The sequence below is a fragment of the Rhizobium sp. ZPR4 genome (genome assembly GCF_040215725.1).
Lineage (GTDB): Bacteria > Pseudomonadota > Alphaproteobacteria > Rhizobiales > Rhizobiaceae > Rhizobium > Rhizobium rhizogenes_D.
In genome coordinates, this window is record NZ_CP157967.1 from 3809109 (window position 1) to 3826929 (window position 17821).

Genomic DNA, 17821 nt, shown 5'->3' on the forward strand with positions numbered 1-17821 from the left:
TAAATCCCATGATTGCAAATATGCCGATAATTCAAGGTCAAGACAATCAGCAATTATTTGGGTAGAGCTCCTCTGAAATCAGCAACTTCAGTCGATTTTTTCACCTTCATAGGTTGCATTTTTCGGCATGAAAAAGCCGCCATGGCCTGGAGGGCGCCATGGCGGCTCATGAAAGGGGGACAAAGGCCCGGAGAGGGGATAGGCCTTTGTCCAAGTCTGACATGGCGGGGGACAGGCCGGTTGCCAGACCCGCGGCGTATCAATCGCCGGTGAGTAAGATTTGTGGTTCCGAATGTGGTTTTTCAAGGGAATGCGCAGATTAGATTGATTAAAAGTTAGTAACGTTTCGGTGAGAGATTTGGCTCTCCCATCAAAGCAATTCTAGGAAAAGTGTATCGCGGTTTTCCGTCCGGAATTGCGTAAAAACAAAAGACAGAGCGCTTCCGCGATTCGAAGAAAAGCGGAAGGGCTCTAGCCTGCAGAACTGAAGTTTATATGGACGTTGGAAGTGCGTCACGCTATCCATGCTTCCATGAAAAAAGGTGATCATCTCTTCCTCGTCGACGGTTCCGGTTTCATTTTCCGGGCCTTTCACGCCCTGCCGCCGCTGACGCGCAAGTCCGACGGATTGCCTGTCGGCGCCGTCTCCGGTTTCTGCAACATGTTGTGGAAGCTTTTGACCTCGGCGCGCGACACCTCGGTCGGGGTGACGCCGACTCATTTCGCCGTCATTTTCGACTATTCCTCGAAGACCTTCCGCAAGGAGATTTTCCCGGAATACAAGGCTAATCGTGCAGCACCTCCGGAAGAGCTCATCCCGCAGTTCGGCCTCATCCGCGAGGCGACCCGCGCCTTCAATCTGCCCTGCATCGAGACCGACGGCTTCGAGGCCGACGACATCATTGCCACCTATGCCCGTCAGGCGGAAGCAGCCGGCTCCGATGTGACGATCATCTCCTCCGACAAGGACCTGATGCAACTCGTCACGCCCATGGTCCACATGTATGACAGCATGAAGGACAAGCAGATCGGCATTCCCGACGTCATCGAGAAATGGGGCGTGCCGCCCGACAAGATGATCGACCTGCAGGCCATGACCGGCGACTCCGTCGATAATGTCCCTGGCATTCCCGGCATCGGCCCGAAGACGGCGGCGCAGCTTCTGGAAGAATTCGGCGATCTCGACACGCTGCTTGCCCGCGCCGGTGAGATCAAGCAGCAGAAGCGCCGCGAAAACATCATCGCAAATGCCGAACTCGCCCGTATTTCCCGCCAGCTGGTGACACTCAGGACCGATGTGCCGCTGGATCTCGACCTCGATGCCCTGGTGCTCGAGCCGCAGAACGGTCCGAAGCTGATCGGCTTCCTGAAGGCAATGGAATTCACCTCGCTGACGCGCCGCGTGGCCGATGCCTGCGATTGCGATCCGGCGGCGATCGAACCCGCCGTCGTCAAGGTCGAACTGGGCGAGACCGCCCATGGTCCGGATCTCGATGTCGGCGACAATGTCGAGCTCGTTGCCGGCAGCGAGGCTTCGGCTGAAGGTGCTTCCGTGCCGGCGCCGGCGGTCAAGCCGCGTTTGGCTGTCGAAGGGCTGACGGAGCCGGCGGAGCTTGCCAATGCGCGTGCGGCAAGCTTTGCCACCGCGCCGATCGATCATTCGAAATATGTGACCATTCGCGATATCGCCACCCTCGATCGCTGGATCGCCGATGCGCGCGAAACCGGCATCGTCGCCTTCGACACCGAAACGACATCGCTCGATGTCATGCAGGCCGAGATCGTGGGCTTCTCGCTGGCGATCGCCGACAACCGCAACGATCCGACGGGCGCTTCGATCCGTGCTGCCTATGTGCCTCTCACCCACAAGACCGGCGTCGGCGATCTGCTCGGCGGCGGCCTGGCCGACAATCAGATTCCGCTGCGTGATGCGCTGGCGAGATTGAAGGATCTGCTGGAGGATGCCTCCATCCTCAAGATCGCGCAGAACCTGAAATACGACTATCTGCTGATGAAGCGCTACGGCATCGAGACGAAGGCGTTCGACGACACGATGTTGCTCTCCTATGTGCTCGATGGCGGCTCCAATGCGACGCATGGCATGGATAGCCTCTCCGAGCGCTGGCTCGGCCACAAGCCGATCGCCTACAAGGACGTGGCCGGCAGCGGCAAATCCAATGTCACCTTCGATCTCGTCGATATCGACCGCGCCACGGCCTATGCCGCCGAGGATGCCGATGTGACACTGCGCCTGTGGCTGGTGCTGAAACCACGACTTGCGGCAGAAAAACTTTCGGCCGTCTACGAGCGGTTGGAGCGGCCTCTGGTGCCTGTGCTTGCCCATATGGAAGAGCGCGGCATCACCATCGACCGGCAGATCCTTTCTCGCCTTTCCGGCGAACTGGCGCAGGGCGCCGCAGCGCTCGAGGATGAGATCTATACGTTGGCCGGTGAGCGCTTCAACATCGGCTCTCCGAAGCAGCTCGGCGACATTCTCTTCGGCAAGATGGGGTTGGCCGGCGGCAGCAAGACAAAGACCGGCCAATGGTCGACCTCGGCGCAGGTGCTGGAGGATCTGGCCGCGGCCGGCTTCGAACTGCCGCGCAAGATCGTCGATTGGCGCCAGCTCACCAAGCTGAAATCCACCTATACGGATGCGCTGCCGGGCTACGTCCATCCGCAGACGAAGCGCGTTCACACCTCCTATTCGCTGGCCTCGACCACGACCGGGCGCCTGTCGTCCTCCGAGCCGAACCTGCAGAATATTCCGGTGCGCACGGCGGAAGGCCGCAAGATCCGCACGGCTTTCATTTCGACGCCGGGCCACAAGCTCGTCTCGGCCGACTACAGCCAGATCGAACTGCGCGTGCTGGCGCATGTCGCCAATATCCCGCAGCTCAAGCAGGCCTTCGAAGACGGCATCGACATTCACGCGATGACGGCCTCCGAAATGTTCGGCGTCCCGGTAGAGGGCATGCCGAGCGAGGTGCGCCGCCGTGCCAAGGCCATCAACTTCGGCATCATCTACGGCATTTCCGCCTTCGGTCTGGCGAACCAGCTTTCGATCGAGCGCTCGGAAGCGAGCGATTACATCAAGAAGTATTTCGAGCGCTTCCCAGGCATCCGCGACTATATGGACAGCACCAAGCAGGCCGCGCGCGACAAGGGCTATGTCGAGACGATCTTCGGTCGCCGCATCCACTTCCCGGAAATCCGCTCTTCCAACCCGTCCGTCCGCGCCTTCAACGAGCGCGCCTCGATCAATGCGCCGATCCAGGGTTCTGCCGCCGACGTCATCCGCCGCGCCATGATCAAGATGGAGCCGGCGCTAGCTGCAGCCGGGCTCGGCGATCGCGTGCGCATGCTTTTACAGGTGCATGACGAACTGATCTTCGAAGTCGAGGATGCCGATGTCGAGCGCACGACGCCGATCATCGTCTCGGTCATGGAAAATGCCGCGATGCCCGCAGTCGATATGGCGGTGCCGCTGAAGGTCGACGCCCGCGCCGCTCATAATTGGGATGAGGCGCACTGAGCGGAAGCGAGCCCGAACCAGGCAAGCCGGAAACGGAGCCGGAAGCCATGGTGGCCGTCGCCCTGTCGACGCTCGGCCGCATGCCGATCTATGGCGTGCGGCAGGCCGTGCCCGACGGCGGCAATATCAGCTGGTTTTTCTATTGTGGCGAATATTCCGACGCCGAGGATTTTTATCAGCCCGTGCACACAGCGCATTTGAGCGATGTGTTGCCGGCCGTCGTCAGATACCTCCATCTTCCGGTGGGGACGCGGTTCATCATCGACGATCAGGGCTATGAGGATGTGTGGCGGGTCAAATGACCGTGCATCGCCGCCACCGAGATGGGCTTATTTGCGGACCAGCGTTTCCAGCACCGAAATAATGGCGCGTTCCGCCTCTTCGAGCGTACCGCTATTGTCGATATCGGCGACGTCATAGCTGCCCTCGACGGTCAGCGAGCTTCTCTCCAGCCGCTTCAGCACGTCTTCGCGGCTCTCGCGTCCACGCGCCATCAGGCGCTCGGCCAGCACTTCGCGCGTGGCTGTGATATTGATGATCTTCAGCCGCGGAAATGTGCTCTGGAAGTGATGCAGAGCCGAACGCGAGCCATTGGCGATCACCAGATGGCCCTGTGCAAGCTCACCGAAGACGTCGGCGGGAATGCCGTATTTCAGGCCATGTGCTTCCCAGGAGACGGCGAAGGCGCCGGCCTGCTCCATGGCGTTGAAGTCGACCTCCGAAACGCTTCTGTGATCCTCATTGCCGGCATCGCCGTCGCGGGTGATGACGCGGCGGACGAAGTGCACATCGGGCCGGCCGACAAAGTGCTGGGCGGCCAGGTTCATCAGGGTATCCTTGCCGGCGCCGCTCGGGCCGACGACGACGGCGAGTATGCCCGCCGCCGCATCCGCCAGACCTGCATTAGCCGGCTTGATATTGGCGTCCGCGCTCATGCGACCCGCCGTCCTTCCCGCCAGACCGAGCGCGTGACCGGCACGCCATGATCGCGGCGAACGCGAACCAGATCGGCGCGCAAGCCCTCGGCAATGCGGCCGCGGTCGTTCAGGCTGACCGTCTTTGCCGGCGTAGCCGTCACCATGGCGATCGCCTGCGGCAGCGAAATACCCTCGACTTCGTCCGCGAGGATGAAGGGGGCATGCAGCAGGCTGAGCGGCACGTAATCGGAGGAAAGCACATCGAGAACGCCGAGTTCGGCGAGATCGCGAGCGGCGATATTGCCCGAATGCGACTTGCCGCGCACGATGTTCGGCGCGCCCATCAGCACGCTCATGCCGGCGCCATGCGAGGCCTTGGCGGCATCGATGCTGGTCGGGAATTCCGCGAGGCGAACGCCGTAGTGGATGGCTTCGTCGACATGGGCGAGCGTCGCGTCGTCATGGCTGGCAACGGTGATGCCGCGCTCGGCGCAGACCTTGGAGATCACGTCGCGGTTGGGCGTCGCATACCTGGCCGATTCGTCCTGGCGCTTGGCCACGAACTTCGCAAAGGCCTCGTCGCTGAGCCCGCGCTTCTTCTGGTAGTAGAAGATGTACTGGTCCATGGTCTGGAACTGGCGCTGGCCCGGCGCATGGTCCATCAGCGAGACGAGACGAACGTAGGCGTCCTTCTCGAAATCCTGGAAGTGGTCGAGAACGTTGTCGGAGGAGACTTCGCAGCGCAGATGGATCAGGTGATCGGCGCGCAGACGGTCCTCGCGCTGGGCGGCCTGAATGGCGTCGGCCATGTCGCGCATCTCGCCCTTTTCGAAGCCGCCGTCCTCGTCCGAGCCCATGCGCAGGCAGTCGAACACGGTGGTGATACCCGAGGTGACGATCTGGGCATCATGCGCCTGGATCGCGGCCGTCTTGTTCCAGCGAACGCCCGGACGAGGCGAGTAATGGGCTTCCAGATGGTCGGTATGCAGCTCGACTAGGCCGGGGATCAGATAGTCGCCTTCGAAATTCTCGCCGATCTCCGACTTGCCCTCGGAAATGGCGGCGATACGACCGTCACGGATCAGCACGGAACCCTCGACGACCTTGTCTTCGAGGACGATGCGGGCGTTGGAAAGGACGGTTTCTTTGGTCATGTCGGGTCTTTCACTGTTAGGCGCCAGCAAGCGGCAGCCAGGAACGGACGGTAAAGGGGGCTCCGCGCTCGTCTTCGACGAAGATGGCGAGGCCGGAAATCTCGAGCGGCTTGCCGGTATGCTCGGCGAAGCGCTCGCGCAGGACATCATGCATTTCAGCTTGGCGGTCGGTCGGAACGCGCCCGGTCAACGTCATATGGAAACGAAACTCGTCGTTGACGTATGGATAGCCCCAGCGCAGCAGATTGGCGCGCTGCGGTTCGGTCATCGCTTCCGGGTTGCGCCGGGCGATATCATGGTCCGAAAGCGGTGCGCGGAACGGCTCGAAGGTTTTCACCACCCGTGAGGCAAAATCCTGCAGCGGCGGGTAAACGGTGCCAGGAACGAGCGCGAAGAAATGGCCGAGCTGACCGAGCACCAGTTCCGGAATGGTGAAAGCCTTGGCCTTAGCGGCAAATTCGGCAGCAACCTCAAGGAGATCGCGCTCGGTCACCGAGCCGGCAAGCTCGAACGGTGCCTTCAGCGTGGCATGGAAGCCGTAACGGCGGGGATCGGCCGTTAGTTCGGCATGGCCTTCCGGTAGCGGCGCCATTGCCTTGTCGGAAAAAATCTCACCCGAAAATGCGTCGCGACCGAGCCAGCGGGCGGCAAGCGATGTCAACGGATCATCTTTGGGCGGCGTGAAATAGAGAGCATAGCGCAAGGCTGCATTCCTTGGAAAAATCGGCTGCGCGGGACACTGTTGGGTGATTTGCGACAAACCGCAAGAGCAGCAAGGCAGCAACAGCTCGAATCCGGCTAAAGCCGGTTTGAACGCTACGGTCTTGCCGGCCTGCGCTATCGGATTCCCGTGACAGAATGATGATGCGGAACGATTTTTTCCGGTTCTTTTTTATTTCACCCGTGTGCCCATCAGGCGGGAGCGCAAGGCGTTGGATGCGGCGTCGAACAGGAAGACCACGATGAGGATCAAAAGCACCATATAGGCGACGTTTTCCCAGTTGGCATTGGTGCGCATGGCTTCCCAAAGCTTGAGACCGATGCCGCCTGCGCCGACCGCGCCGATGATGGTGGCGCCGCGCACGTTGGATTCCCACTGGTAGAGCGTCTGGCTGACGATGACGGGAACGATCTGCGGCATGATGCCGTAGCGATGCACGAGAATGGTCGGCGAGCCGGTGGACTTCACGCCCTCGCGCGGCTTGTTGTCGATGTTTTCAAGGCCTTCGGAATAGAGCTTGCCGAGCGTACCCGTCTCGGTAAGGAAGATCGCGCCGCTGCCGGCGAGCGGGCCAGGGCCGAAGGCGCGGGTCAGGAACAGCGCCCAGATCAGCATGTCCACCGAACGCAGGAAGTCGAAGAAGCGCTTGAGGATCTGGTTGACGAGGCGGCTCGGCGTGATGTTGCGGGCTGCGAGGAAAGCGAGCGGGAAGGCGGCGATCGAGCCGAGCAGCGTGCCGAGGAAGGCCATGACGATCGTCTGGAACAGCTTGGTCCAGACGTCGCCGTGCTGCCAGGCGCCGTTGTTCCAGATATTGTCGAAGGCGAGCGAGAGATTGGACTGCGCCGGGTCCAGGCGCGGCCCGGAGACGATCAGGCTGATGACTTCGCTTGCTGGCTTGTCGAAGAAGGGCGAATGCGTGTCGAAGACGAAGTTGGCCCAGCCGAGGAAGCGCTTGCGGATCTTCACGCGATCGGTGGAGATGCTGGCATCGCCGGCAAAGCCGAGATTGACCAGGATATTGTCGTCATAGACGGTCATCCAGCTGGGAACAGGCTCGGAGCCAATGACCTTCGGCGTGTCGCCGGTAATATCGATCGGGATCGTGATGCCATGCGCCGTTACGATCGCCTGCGTCTTCGTCACCGTCACGGTGCGGCTCGTGCCGCTGACCGAAACGACCATGCTGCCATCCGGGTTGGTCTTTACCCAGTCCGGGTTCGGATTGTCGCCGAGCGGCGAGAAGCGTGGATATTTGATGCTGATCTTATCGCCGGAAATGCGGAATTCCGGCTGCACGTCATAGCTGATCCATTCGCTGAGATAGATGCCGACGCGTTCCCAATGCGCTTCCGAAATGACTTTCGGGAGGTCGAAGAACCATACGGCATAGATGCCGTAGAGGATGACGCCGATGAACATCATCAGCGCGCCGAAGCGCTGGCGGAAGGATCGGTGGAGAACCTCCGGGTACCGCGCTTCGATTTCCTGCATACGGCCGGCGTCGATGACGGACATGGTCAACCTCAATGCTGCAAAAGGAAGGCATGTTCGCCGACGAGACGGCGGCGAAGCCATGCGGAAAACTGGTCGACGGCGATGATGGTCACGAAGAGCAGCAGCACCAGCGCCATAGTCTTGGCGCCGAAGCCGCGCGAGATCGAAAGCTTCAGCTCCTCGCCGATACCGCCGCCGCCGACGGCGCCGATGATGGTGGAGGCACGGACGTTGATCTCCAGGCGCAGCAATGTGTAGGACATGAAATTCGGCAGCACCTGCGGCAGAGCGGCGAAGCGGACGCGTTCGCTCCAGCTCGCGCCAACGGCGCGCATGCCCTCATCGGGCTTCATGTCGATATTTTCGACGACTTCGTAGAAGAGCTTGCCGAGTGCGCCGATCGTGTGCAGGCCGACGGCAATGATCGCGGCGATCGGGCCGATCGACAGGATCGCCGAAAACAAGCCGGCGATGACGATTTCCGGAAAGGCGCGCAGAAATTCCATGATGCGCTTCGTCACCAGCCGGACGGGATGGGACGGCGACATGTTGCGGGCGGCGAAGAAAGCCAAAGGCACCGCAAAGACGAAGCCGATGATGGTTGACACCAGCGCCACGTTGATCGTGATGATCATCAGCTCGAAATATTCGGGGATGTAGAAATCGCCCCAGACATAGACGCGGCCGAGCGGGAAATTGAACTCCTCGCCGCCGGCGCCGTTCGCGCCATTCGGGCTCGGCAGGTCGAAGAGCGCGCGGTAGACGTCGTTCCAGTCCTTGGGGATGAGCCAGCTTAAGAAATCGAAGAGATGCGGCAGGCGCTCGAAGAAGTGGCCGGCATTGCTTTCGTCGGCGAAGCGCACCGAACTGACGAAAGCGACGAGCAGGATCACGAGGCCGATGCCGGTGTAGAGGCGGCGCTTGGCCACCATCTTGCTCCAGGCGTCGCCGATCTCCTTGGCGCTCTGCGGCGCGCTTTGCATGCTCGGGTGCGTATCGGCGATCGTCATGAAATCCTGCCCTTGTGAATGCAAAGGGGTGTGAATAGCAAAAGGGCGGCCGTTGCCGGCCGCCCAATCATCTGGATGTGTATCAGCCGCCGATAGCAGCCTTACGAACGTCGATAACGGCGTTGTAGAAGTCCGGGGTAACCTTGACGTAGCCCTTGAAGTCGCCGCCTTCGATGGCGTTGAAGCACTTGGCGTCAGCCGTCGGCAGCTTCATGAAGAAGTCGGAAAGCTTGGTCTGCCATTCAGTGCCGAGAGCGTTGCGAACGACGAGCGGGCCGTTCGGGATCAGCGGCGAACGCCAGACTTCGACGAGCTTGTTCGGGTCGACTGCGCCCTTGTCGACTTCCTTGCGGAAGGTACCGGAGGTGAAGCCATCCTTGAAATCGCCAACGCCCGAGGAGTCGTCAACAGCAACATCGACCTTGCCGTCGTAAGCTGCGAGCAGGTTGTTTTCATGGCCGCCGTTGAACTGGGTCGAAGCGAAGAACTTGTCGTTCGGAACGCCGGTGGTCTTCGGAATCTGCGTCAGCGGAACGAGGTAGCCCGAGGTGGAGTCCGGATCGGCGTAGCCGAGCTTCTTGCCCTTGGCGTCCATGATCGTCTTGATGCCGGAGGACTTGAGAGCGAGGCCGATCGAGTAGTAGCCGGTCGAACCGTCGGTCTGCTGCGTCGTCAGGATCGGGGTAACAGCCTTCGGATCCTTGATGGCGACAGCTGCGTAGCCGGAAGCGCCAAGTTCTGCGAAGTCGAGCGTGCCGCCGAGCAGACCCTGGATAACGCCGTCATAGTCGGCAGCCGGGAACAGCGAAACCTTCTCGAAGCCGAATTCCTTCTTCAGGTGGTCGGCGAGGCAGGCGTAGTTGCGCAGGCGGTCGGCTTCATTTTCACCGCCGAGAATGCCGACGCGGAATTCCTTGAGGTCTGCAGCGTTGGCAGCAGCGCCGACTGCGAGCGCGACGAGCGCCGTAGCAGCAAAAAGTGCTTTCTTCAACATGGGTTCGTCTCCTGATTAACCGGTGTCCCCGGATGCCTTCGGTCTAGAAGAAATGCGCCCTTGACGCGGGCCTTCGATCCCGGCCGTCCCTCTCAGAGACCGGCCAGCGCCAGCGGTTGCGGGCCGGCAGATTCGGTTGCCGCGGTCTGCGCGGCCGGATCGGCAATGTTGATCGACGTCGACGTCATGGTCTCGTCGATGCCGGCGCCGTCCTTGTCGGTGCCGTAGATTTCCTTGACGGCGGCTGCCGTCAGATCGGTCGGCTTGCCGTCGAAGACGACCTTGCCGGCGGCCATGCCGACGATGCGCTCGCAATAGTTGCGGGCCGTATCCAGCGTGTGCAGGTTGGTGATGACGGTGATGCCCTCGCGCTCGTTGATATCGCGCAGCGCGTCCATGACGATCTTGGCGTTCAGCGGATCGAGCGAGGCGATCGGCTCATCGGCCAGCATCATCTTCGGCTGCTGCATCAGTGCACGGCAGATCGCAACGCGCTGCTGCTGGCCGCCGGAAAGCGTGCCGGCCATCTGCAGGGCCGTCTGCTCGATGCCGAGGCGCTCCAGCGCGGCAATGGCTTCGATGCGCTCTTCGCGGGTGAAGACGGAGAGGAGGCTCAGCGTGGTGGAACGATGGTTGAGGCGGCCGAGCATGACATTGGTCAGTACGTCGAGACGCGGCACGAGGTTGAACTGCTGGAAGATCATGGCGCAGTCGCGCTGCCAGCTGCGCAGCGCGCGGCCGGTGAGCTTCGACACTTCGACGCCAGAAAAATGGATCGAGCCGGAGCTCGGGTCAGCCAGACGGTTGATCATGCGTAGCAGGGTGGACTTGCCGGCGCCGGAACGGCCGATGACGCCGACCATCTGTCCCTGCGGTATGTCCAAAGTCACGGAATCGACAGCGAGCTTGTTTCCAAACCGGCGCGAGACATTCCTGAGTTCGAACATAATGCTTCCCTTTCGCGGCTGCCGGGCTGCAAAAATTTCAGCGTTACCGGTGCTAAGAATGGGCGCGAGCCCCTGCCTCGAAGGGAGTTTCGAGGGGGCTGGCGCCAACCACAAGGCAACCGATTAGTCCCGCTTCATGAAGCTCCAATGTCAGTTTTATGTAACTGCTGTTACAATTCTCGCCGATTTTGCAAGATTAGCCGGCTGAGGGTTTTCCTTAAGTTTAGCCGTCAAACATGCCGGTCGGCAGGCCGTCCATGCTGAGGCTATTCTTCTCGCGCCGGTATTCTTCAATGCCATCAGGACCCTTGGCTTTCGCCCATTGGTCGAGGCTCGGCCGCTCGCCTTCATAAGCGAAGAGCGGCACGCCAAAACCGCATGAGGTCTGTACGAGATCGAAGTCCAGCCGCACGATCTGCCGCGCCCCGAGTGGCTCTTCGCCGGCATAATGATCGTGCAGCAATTCACGATATTCGGGCGACGATCGATGGATGATCCGGCCACGACCGTAAAGCCGCAGGATCATCGGCGGTCCCTCGACCGCGCAGAACATGATGGTCAACCGTCCATCCGCCTTCATATGCGCTGACGTCTCGTTGCCGCTGCCGGTGCGGTCGAGATAGATGGCGGCATTCGGGGAGATGATGCGCAGGCACAGCGTTTCTCGCGGCGAAACATTGACGCGGGACTCCGAGGTTGCCGATGCCGTGAAGAAGATGTGCTGGCGCGCGATGAAATCGCGCAGCCTGTCATCGATGCTGGAAAACTGCTTTGCCATGAAAAAAGGCCTCCCTTGTACCGGGCTCGACGGATCGCTTGAGGCTGGAACGCCCGTCGGCCCCATGCAAGCCCGATCAGGGCGAAAAACAGCCTCAGGCGTCGTAGCGATCCAGAAATTCCTCCGCCGAAAGGGCACGGAAGTCCGCAAGCGCCGTGCGCAGACGGTCGTGATCCCAGTCCCACCATGAGAGCTTGTCCATGCGTGCCCCGACCTTGGCCGTGAAGCGCTCGCGGATCAGCTTGGCCGGTACACCGCCGACGATGGTATAGGGCGCGACGTCCTTGGAGACGACGGCGCCGGCGCCGATGACGGCACCGTTGCCGACAGTGACGCCAGGTAGCACGGTGGCGCCATGGCCGATCCAGACGTCATGGCCGATCACGACCCGGTTGTCGCGCCGCCAGGTGAAGAAATCGGTCTCCATATCGGCGTCAGGCCAATAATCGGCAGCGCGATAGGTGAAATGATGCAGCGTGGCGCGCCATGTCGGATGGTTGGTGGCGTTGATGCGCACGGCAGCGGCGATGTTGACGAATTTGCCGATCGTCGCGCACCAGACCACGCCATCCTGCATGATGTAGGAATAGTCGCCGATCTCGACCTCATCGATCCGGCAGCGATCGGACACTTCGGTATAGCGGCCGAGCGTCGAATTGTTGACGCTCGCCGAGGGGCTGATGAAGGGCGTCTCGCCCAGTTTGCGGCTCATGCGGCGGCCTTCCGCGGCGAGAACTGCGAGACGTCGAGGATGCGGCTGCCGACGGCCTCGCGCACTTCCTCGTCATGGAAGATGCCGAGAAGGGCGACACCGGCCTCCTTCTTCTGCTCGATCATGTCGACGACAACGGCCCGGTTGCGGGCATCGAGCGACGCCGTGGGTTCGTCGAGCAGCAGGATGGCGTGGTCGGTGATGAAACCGCGTGCGATGTTGACGCGCTGCTGCTCGCCACCGGAGAAGGTGGCTGGCGGCAGCTGCCAGAGTTCCTGCGGCAGGTTCAGCTGCGCCAGCAGCTCGGCTGCCCTGTCGCGTGCATCGGCGACGGTCACGCCACGGGCCACCAACGGCTCGGCAACCACATCGATGGCGGCAACGCGGGGCACGGTGCGCAGGAACTGGCTGACATAGCCCATGGTCTGGCGACGCACGTCGAGCACGGTACGCGGATCGGCTGTGGCAAGATCGACGATCCTGCCCCTGTGCGTGACGAGGATCTGGCCGCTGTCGACAGCATAATTGCCGTAGATCATTTTCAGCAGCGAGCTCTTGCCGATGCCCGATGGGCCACCGAGCACGACGCATTCGCCCGAAGCGACGGAGAAGGAGACATCGGCAACGACTGGCAGGCGAATGCCATCGCGCAGATGCATGGTGAAGCTTTTGAAGACTTCGGAAACGACGAGTGGGGTTGCCATGTTTCTTCCTCAGACCTGCAGGATCGAAGAGACCAGCAGTTGCGTATAGGGTTCGCGCGGATCGTCGAGCACGCGGTCGGTCAGACCGTGCTCGATCACCTGTCCGTCCTTCATCACCATCATGCGATGCGACAGAAGGCGGGCGACGGCGAGGTCGTGCGTCACGATGATAGCCGAAAGGCCGAGATCGTTGACGAGGCCGCGCACGAGGTCGAGCAGACGGGCCTGCACGGACACGTCGAGACCGCCGGTCGGCTCATCCATGAAGACGAGGCGTGGGGCAGTCACCAGGTTGCGGGCGATCTGCAGGCGCTGGCGCATGCCGCCGGAGAAGGCGCGCGGTTGGTCGTCGATGCGGTCGGCATCGATCTCGACCCGCTCCAGCCAGTCGATGGCGGTATTGCGGATGTTGCCGTAGTGGCGGTTGCCGATCGCCATTAGCCGCTCGCCGACATTGGCGCCGGCCGAAACCGTCATGCGCAGGCCGTCGGCCGGGTTCTGATGCACGAAGCCCCAGTCGGTCCGCATCAGGAAGCGACGTTCAGCTTCGTTCATGCGGAACAGGTCGCGATAGGTTTCGTCGCGCATGTGGTATTCGACGCTGCCTGTCGTCGGCAGCAGCCGCGTCGAGATGCAGTTGAGGAGCGTCGTCTTGCCGGAGCCGGATTCGCCGACGATGGCGAGAACTTCGCCGGGCCAAAGCTCGAAGGACACATCGCGGCAGCCGATGCGGCTGCCGTAGAATTTCGAGATGTCCTTGACCTTCAGGAGAGGTGAGTCACTCATTCAGCAGCCTCCTTGCCACCAGGCAATCCATCGGATGCGAGCCCATTTGACGCCAGCCCATTTGACGCCAGCATGTGGCCGGCATGGCCGTGGGCACGACGGTCTTCGCAGAAATCGGTATCGGAGCAGACGAACATGCGCCCGCCCTTGTCGTCGAGGATCACCTCGTCGAGATAGACTTGCTCGGCGCCGCAAAGTGCGCAGGGCTTGTCGAAGCGCTGCACTTCGAAGGGATGATCCTCGAAATCCAGGCTGACGACTTCAGTATAGGGCGGCACGGCATAGATGCGCTTCTCACGGCCGGCGCCGAAAAGCTGCAGCGCGTCGGAAAGGTGCATTTTCGGATTGTCGAACTTCGGCGTCGGCGAGGGGTCCATCACGTAGCGGCCGGCGACCTTGACCGGATAGGCATAGGTCGTGGCGATGCGGCCGTTGCGGGCTATGTCCTCGTAGAGCTTCACGTGCATGAGGCCGTATTCCTCGAGCGCGTGCATCTTGCGCGTCTCGGTCTCGCGCGGCTCCAGGAAACGTAAGGGTTCCGGAATCGGCACCTGATAGACCAGCACCTGGTTCGGGCCGAGCTTGGCTTCCGGAATGCGATGTCGCGTCTGGATGATCGTCGCCTCGTCCGTGCGGGTGGTCACGGCGACATTGGCAACCTTCCGGAAGAAGGCGCGGATGGAAACGGCGTTGGTCGTGTCGTCCGCGCCCTGGTCGATGACCTTCAGCACGTCCTGCGGGCCGATGATCGCCGCCGTCAGCTGTACGCCGCCGGTACCCCAGCCGTAAGGCATCGGCATTTCACGCGAGGCGAAGGGCACCTGATAGCCAGGAATGGAAATCGCCTTCAGGATGGCGCGACGAATCATCCGCTTGGTCTGCTCGTCGAGATAGGCGAAGTTGTAGGTAGCGAGTTCGGTCATTCGGCTGCCTCCGTCATAGGTTCCATGCCGCGCTCGCGAGCGGCCTCGAAATCGCGGCGCATCCGCCGTACCAGGTCGAGTTCGGCCTGGAAGTCGACATAATGCGGCAGCTTCAGATGTTCGACGAAGCCGGTCGCCTGCACGTTGTCGGAGTGGGAGATGACGAATTCCTCGTCCTGCGCCGGCGCAACGATGTCTTCGCCGAGTTCTTCGGCGCGCAGCGCACGGTCGACCAGCGACATCGCCATGGCCTTGCGCTCGCTCTGGCCGAAGACCAGGCCATAGCCGCGGGTGAACTGTGGCGGTGCCTTGGCCGAGCCCATGAACTGGTTGACCATCTGGCATTCGGTCACCTGGATGCGGCCGAGCGAGACGGCAAAGCCGAGTTCCGGCACATCGAATTCGACCTCCACTTCGCCAATACGGATCTCGCCGGTGAAGGGGTGCGTGCGGCCATAGCCGCGCTGGGTCGAATAGCCGAGCGCCAGCAGGAAGCCTTCGTCGCCGCGGGCGAGCGCCTGCAGGCGAAGGTCACGGGTCATCGGAAATTCCAGCGGTTCGCGGGTCAGGTCGCCGATCTCGTGATCGACCGGCAGGATGCCGTCGCCTTCGATCAATCCTTCCTGGCCGAGAATTTCCGAGACGCGCATGATGCGGCCTTGCTCCGCCGGTCGCTGCATCGGCTCGTCCACCGGCTCGTCAGTCAAAAGACTGGGGTCGAGCAGGCGGTGCGTATAGTCGAAGGTCGGTCCCAGAAGCTGGCCGCCGGGCAGATCCTTGTAGGTTGCCGAGATGCGGCGCTCGATCTTCATCGCAGCTGTGTCGAGCGGCTGGGAGTAGCCGAAGCGCGGCAGCGTCGTGCGGTAGGCTCTGAGCAGGAAGATCGCCTCGATCATGTCGCCGCGCGCCTGGCGCACGGCAAGTGCGGCCAGCGTACGGTCATAAAGCGAGGCTTCGGCCATGACGCGGTCGACGGCGAGCGCCAGCTGCGCCACGATCTGGTCGATGCCGAGCGCCGGCAGTGAACGGTCGCCGCGGCGACGGTCGGCGAGAAGCCGGTGAGCATTGGCGATGGCGGCTTCGCCACCCTTTACGGCAACATACATATGTCACATCTCCGTCGCGGTGATCTTGATGGTGCGCGGCAGGCAGAGGAATTGCCGGCCCGCCGTCAGGATGAGATCGACGCCGCGCGGGAAGAGCGCGCGATTGTCGTTCCAGATGCGTAAGAGCGCATCGGGCAGCCCAATCGGGGCGATCATGTTGATATCCTTGATGCCGGGGCCGGAAAGCGCCAGTTGCTTGCCACCTACCAGACTTTCGATTTCCAGAACGATCGTCGTCGACCGATCGGGATATTCCTGGGTGCCGATGCCGAACTGGCTGAAGGAGGAAAGAGCCATGCCTGCTTCGATGAAGGCGAAATGCGCTTCCAGCCGTTCCGAAATGACGGGCGCGCCGGTGTGGAAGGCCAGCCATTCCGGCAGGCTCGATCTCCCAAGGCTGTTGGAAAGCCAGACCGGCGTATCATGGTCGCAAAGGGTGAGGCTGATGGCACCGGCAGCGATACCGAGCGGTGCCGGCGGCGCGATATCGGCCGTAACGGCCTGTAACGTTCCCGGGCGCGCCATGGCGTCCATCGTCATCTTGAAGACGCTCTGTGCGTCGAAAACCGGATCGGTGAAACCGCCGGTCAGGGCCTCGTTGCCAAAGGTCGGGGTGCTGGAAAGGCTCATCAATCTTCTCCGCGAACCATGGTGAAGAAATCGACGCGGGTCGCTGCCGTCTCTTCGGCGCGCTTGCGGTCATATTCGGCGATACGCTCGGCAACCGGCTGCAGAAGAGCCTTTTCGACGAATTCCTTCGTGGCCGATTGCTGCCAGAGGGCATCGAAGATGGCTGAAAGCCGTGCCTTTTCCCGATCCGTGCCAAGTGCGTGCGAGTGGCCGATGGTGTTGGATGCCAGCCGGACGGTAGCGCGCGTCACCGTGACTTCGCCGAGATTGAAGGGGGAGCCGCCGCCGCCGATGCGGCCGCGCACCATGACGAGTCCGGTTTCGGGACCGCGCACCGGCTGCACCGTCGGCTTGCTCGGCAATGCTTCCCAGGCTGCCTCTAGCTCGTCGCGTTCTGCCTGCGCCAGAAGATCGGCGACGCGCTTGCGCTCCCGACGCTCCTGTGCGGCCGCTTCCTGCCTTTGTGCTGAATTCATCGCGCCTTCCTCTAAATGTCTATTGATATAGACAACCATACAAGATAGTCTTATATCTATTAGCGAGTCGTGACAAGCGTGTGACAGGGCGAGTAGGCGAAATGGCAGGGCAGAAGATACAGAGACAAACGGGCGTGGCGCTCTGGCGGCAGATTGCCGACCGGATTCGCACCTCCATCAATCATGGCGATTTCGACGAGACGGGCATGGTGCCACCGGAAACGACGCTGGCGCTGCAGTTCGGCGTCAACAGGCACACGATCCGAAGCGCACTCGCAGCGCTGGCCCAGGAAGGGATCGTCCGGGCCGTGCAGGGGCGGGGGACGCTGATCGAGCGCAAGGAGCGCCTGAGTTTCCCGATTTCAAGGCGCACGCGATTTTCGCAAGGGATCGGCGACCAGGTGCGCGAGACCCGCAGCGTATTGCTTGCATCGGGCGAAGAGGCGGCCAGCGCCGAACTGGCCAAACAGCTCAAGGTCAAGACCGGTGCGCCGCTGGTAAGGCTCGAAACGCTCGGTCACGCGGATCAGCGCCCGGTATCGCGCGCCACGAGCTGGTTTCCGGCGGATCGTTTCGGCGACATCGCGGAGATCTATCGGGCGACCGGATCGATCACCAAAGCGTTCAAGGAGCTTGGCGTGCCGGATTATGTCCGCGTCGTCACCGAAATCACCGCGACGCATGCCGACGAAAGCGATCTGACCGACCTGCAGTTATCCCCCGGCGCGATCGTTCTGGTCGCCCAGGCGCTGAACGCCGATCTCGACAATGTCCCGGTGCAATATTCGATTTCCCGCTTCGCCGCCGACAGGGTGCGCTTCACCGTCGAGAATTGAGAGTGGGAGCCGAAAGTTTTAGAAGAAGTAATTCCCTCTCCCCGCTTGCGGGGAGAGGGCTAGGGTGAGGGGCTTTCAAGCCCGAATGCTTGCGC

Annotated in this window: 18 protein-coding genes; 3 read left to right on the plus strand and 15 right to left on the minus strand. The window is 61.8% G+C overall.

Features of this window, described 5'->3' with window-relative positions; genetic code table 11:
• Positions 1-532: 532 nt before the first annotated feature.
• Entirely contained in the window at positions 533-3535 is a 3003-nt protein-coding gene (polA, locus tag ABOK31_RS18270; protein ID WP_349957063.1) for a DNA polymerase I, read from the plus strand.
• A gap of 47 nt (positions 3536-3582) precedes the next feature.
• Entirely contained in the window at positions 3583-3837 is a 255-nt protein-coding gene (locus ABOK31_RS18275; protein ID WP_349957064.1) for a hypothetical protein, read from the plus strand.
• 27 nt (positions 3838-3864) lie between these two features.
• On the opposite strand, the gene phnN is transcribed toward ABOK31_RS18275, so the two are convergent.
• The 15 genes from phnN to phnG form a co-directional block, all read right to left on the minus strand.
• A complete protein-coding gene (phnN, locus tag ABOK31_RS18280) occupies positions 3865-4470 on the minus strand; it encodes a phosphonate metabolism protein/1,5-bisphosphokinase (PRPP-forming) PhnN (RefSeq protein ID WP_349957065.1) in 606 nt (201 codons plus the stop codon).
• Complete coding sequence (locus ABOK31_RS18285; protein ID WP_349957066.1) at positions 4467-5606, minus strand: alpha-D-ribose 1-methylphosphonate 5-triphosphate diphosphatase; 1140 nt, start codon at positions 5604-5606, stop codon at positions 4467-4469. Before ABOK31_RS18285 ends, phnN begins: the two co-directional genes overlap by 4 nt.
• Before the next feature lie 16 nt (positions 5607-5622).
• Positions 5623-6309 carry a DUF1045 domain-containing protein gene (locus tag ABOK31_RS18290; protein ID WP_349957068.1) on the minus strand — a complete coding sequence of 229 codons (687 nt, stop codon included), beginning with the start codon at positions 6307-6309 and terminating at the stop codon, positions 5623-5625.
• Between the two features lie 189 nt (positions 6310-6498).
• A complete protein-coding gene (gene phnE, locus ABOK31_RS18295) occupies positions 6499-7845 on the minus strand; it encodes a phosphonate ABC transporter, permease protein PhnE (protein WP_349957070.1) in 1347 nt (448 codons plus the stop codon).
• 8 nt (positions 7846-7853) lie between these two features.
• Positions 7854-8834 carry a phosphonate ABC transporter, permease protein PhnE gene (gene phnE / locus ABOK31_RS18300; RefSeq protein WP_349957072.1) on the minus strand — a complete coding sequence of 327 codons (981 nt, stop codon included), beginning with the start codon at positions 8832-8834 and terminating at the stop codon, positions 7854-7856.
• 82 nt (positions 8835-8916) lie between these two features.
• Positions 8917-9828, minus strand: a complete 912-nt coding sequence (gene phnD, locus ABOK31_RS18305) for a phosphonate ABC transporter substrate-binding protein (RefSeq protein WP_349957074.1) — start codon at positions 9826-9828, stop codon at positions 8917-8919.
• Between the two features lie 92 nt (positions 9829-9920).
• On the minus strand, positions 9921-10775 hold the full coding sequence (gene phnC, locus ABOK31_RS18310) for a phosphonate ABC transporter ATP-binding protein (protein WP_349957076.1): 855 nt from the start codon (positions 10773-10775) through the stop codon (positions 9921-9923).
• A gap of 223 nt (positions 10776-10998) precedes the next feature.
• Positions 10999-11553: a pyridoxamine 5'-phosphate oxidase family protein gene (locus ABOK31_RS18315; RefSeq protein WP_174178979.1), complete on the minus strand. Its 555-nt coding sequence runs from the start codon at positions 11551-11553 to the stop codon at positions 10999-11001.
• Positions 11554-11647: 94 nt separating this feature from the next.
• Positions 11648-12265 carry a DapH/DapD/GlmU-related protein gene (locus tag ABOK31_RS18320; RefSeq protein WP_174178977.1) on the minus strand — a complete coding sequence of 206 codons (618 nt, stop codon included), beginning with the start codon at positions 12263-12265 and terminating at the stop codon, positions 11648-11650.
• Positions 12262-12969, minus strand: a complete 708-nt coding sequence (gene phnL, locus ABOK31_RS18325) for a phosphonate C-P lyase system protein PhnL (protein WP_174178974.1) — start codon at positions 12967-12969, stop codon at positions 12262-12264. Before phnL ends, ABOK31_RS18320 begins: the two co-directional genes overlap by 4 nt.
• A gap of 9 nt (positions 12970-12978) precedes the next feature.
• The gene (phnK, locus tag ABOK31_RS18330) at positions 12979-13755 is read right to left on the minus strand and encodes a phosphonate C-P lyase system protein PhnK (RefSeq protein WP_174178972.1); all 777 of its coding nucleotides are present in this window, start codon (positions 13753-13755) and stop codon (positions 12979-12981) included.
• Positions 13752-14678: an alpha-D-ribose 1-methylphosphonate 5-phosphate C-P-lyase PhnJ gene (locus ABOK31_RS18335; protein WP_349957079.1), complete on the minus strand. Its 927-nt coding sequence runs from the start codon at positions 14676-14678 to the stop codon at positions 13752-13754. Before ABOK31_RS18335 ends, phnK begins: the two co-directional genes overlap by 4 nt.
• Complete coding sequence (locus ABOK31_RS18340; RefSeq protein ID WP_349957081.1) at positions 14675-15784, minus strand: carbon-phosphorus lyase complex subunit PhnI; 1110 nt, start codon at positions 15782-15784, stop codon at positions 14675-14677. Before ABOK31_RS18340 ends, ABOK31_RS18335 begins: the two co-directional genes overlap by 4 nt.
• A gap of 3 nt (positions 15785-15787) precedes the next feature.
• On the minus strand, positions 15788-16414 hold the full coding sequence (gene phnH / locus ABOK31_RS18345) for a phosphonate C-P lyase system protein PhnH (protein WP_349957082.1): 627 nt from the start codon (positions 16412-16414) through the stop codon (positions 15788-15790).
• Positions 16414-16890, minus strand: coding sequence for a phosphonate C-P lyase system protein PhnG (phnG, locus tag ABOK31_RS18350; protein WP_174178964.1), 477 nt, complete (start codon positions 16888-16890; stop codon positions 16414-16416). The genes phnH and phnG overlap by 1 nt, the downstream gene beginning before the upstream one ends.
• Positions 16891-16991: 101 nt before the next feature.
• Between phnG and phnF the strand changes: the two genes are divergently transcribed.
• Positions 16992-17726: a phosphonate metabolism transcriptional regulator PhnF gene (gene phnF, locus ABOK31_RS18355; protein WP_174178962.1), complete on the plus strand. Its 735-nt coding sequence runs from the start codon at positions 16992-16994 to the stop codon at positions 17724-17726.
• The last annotated feature ends 95 nt before the right edge of the window (positions 17727-17821 follow it).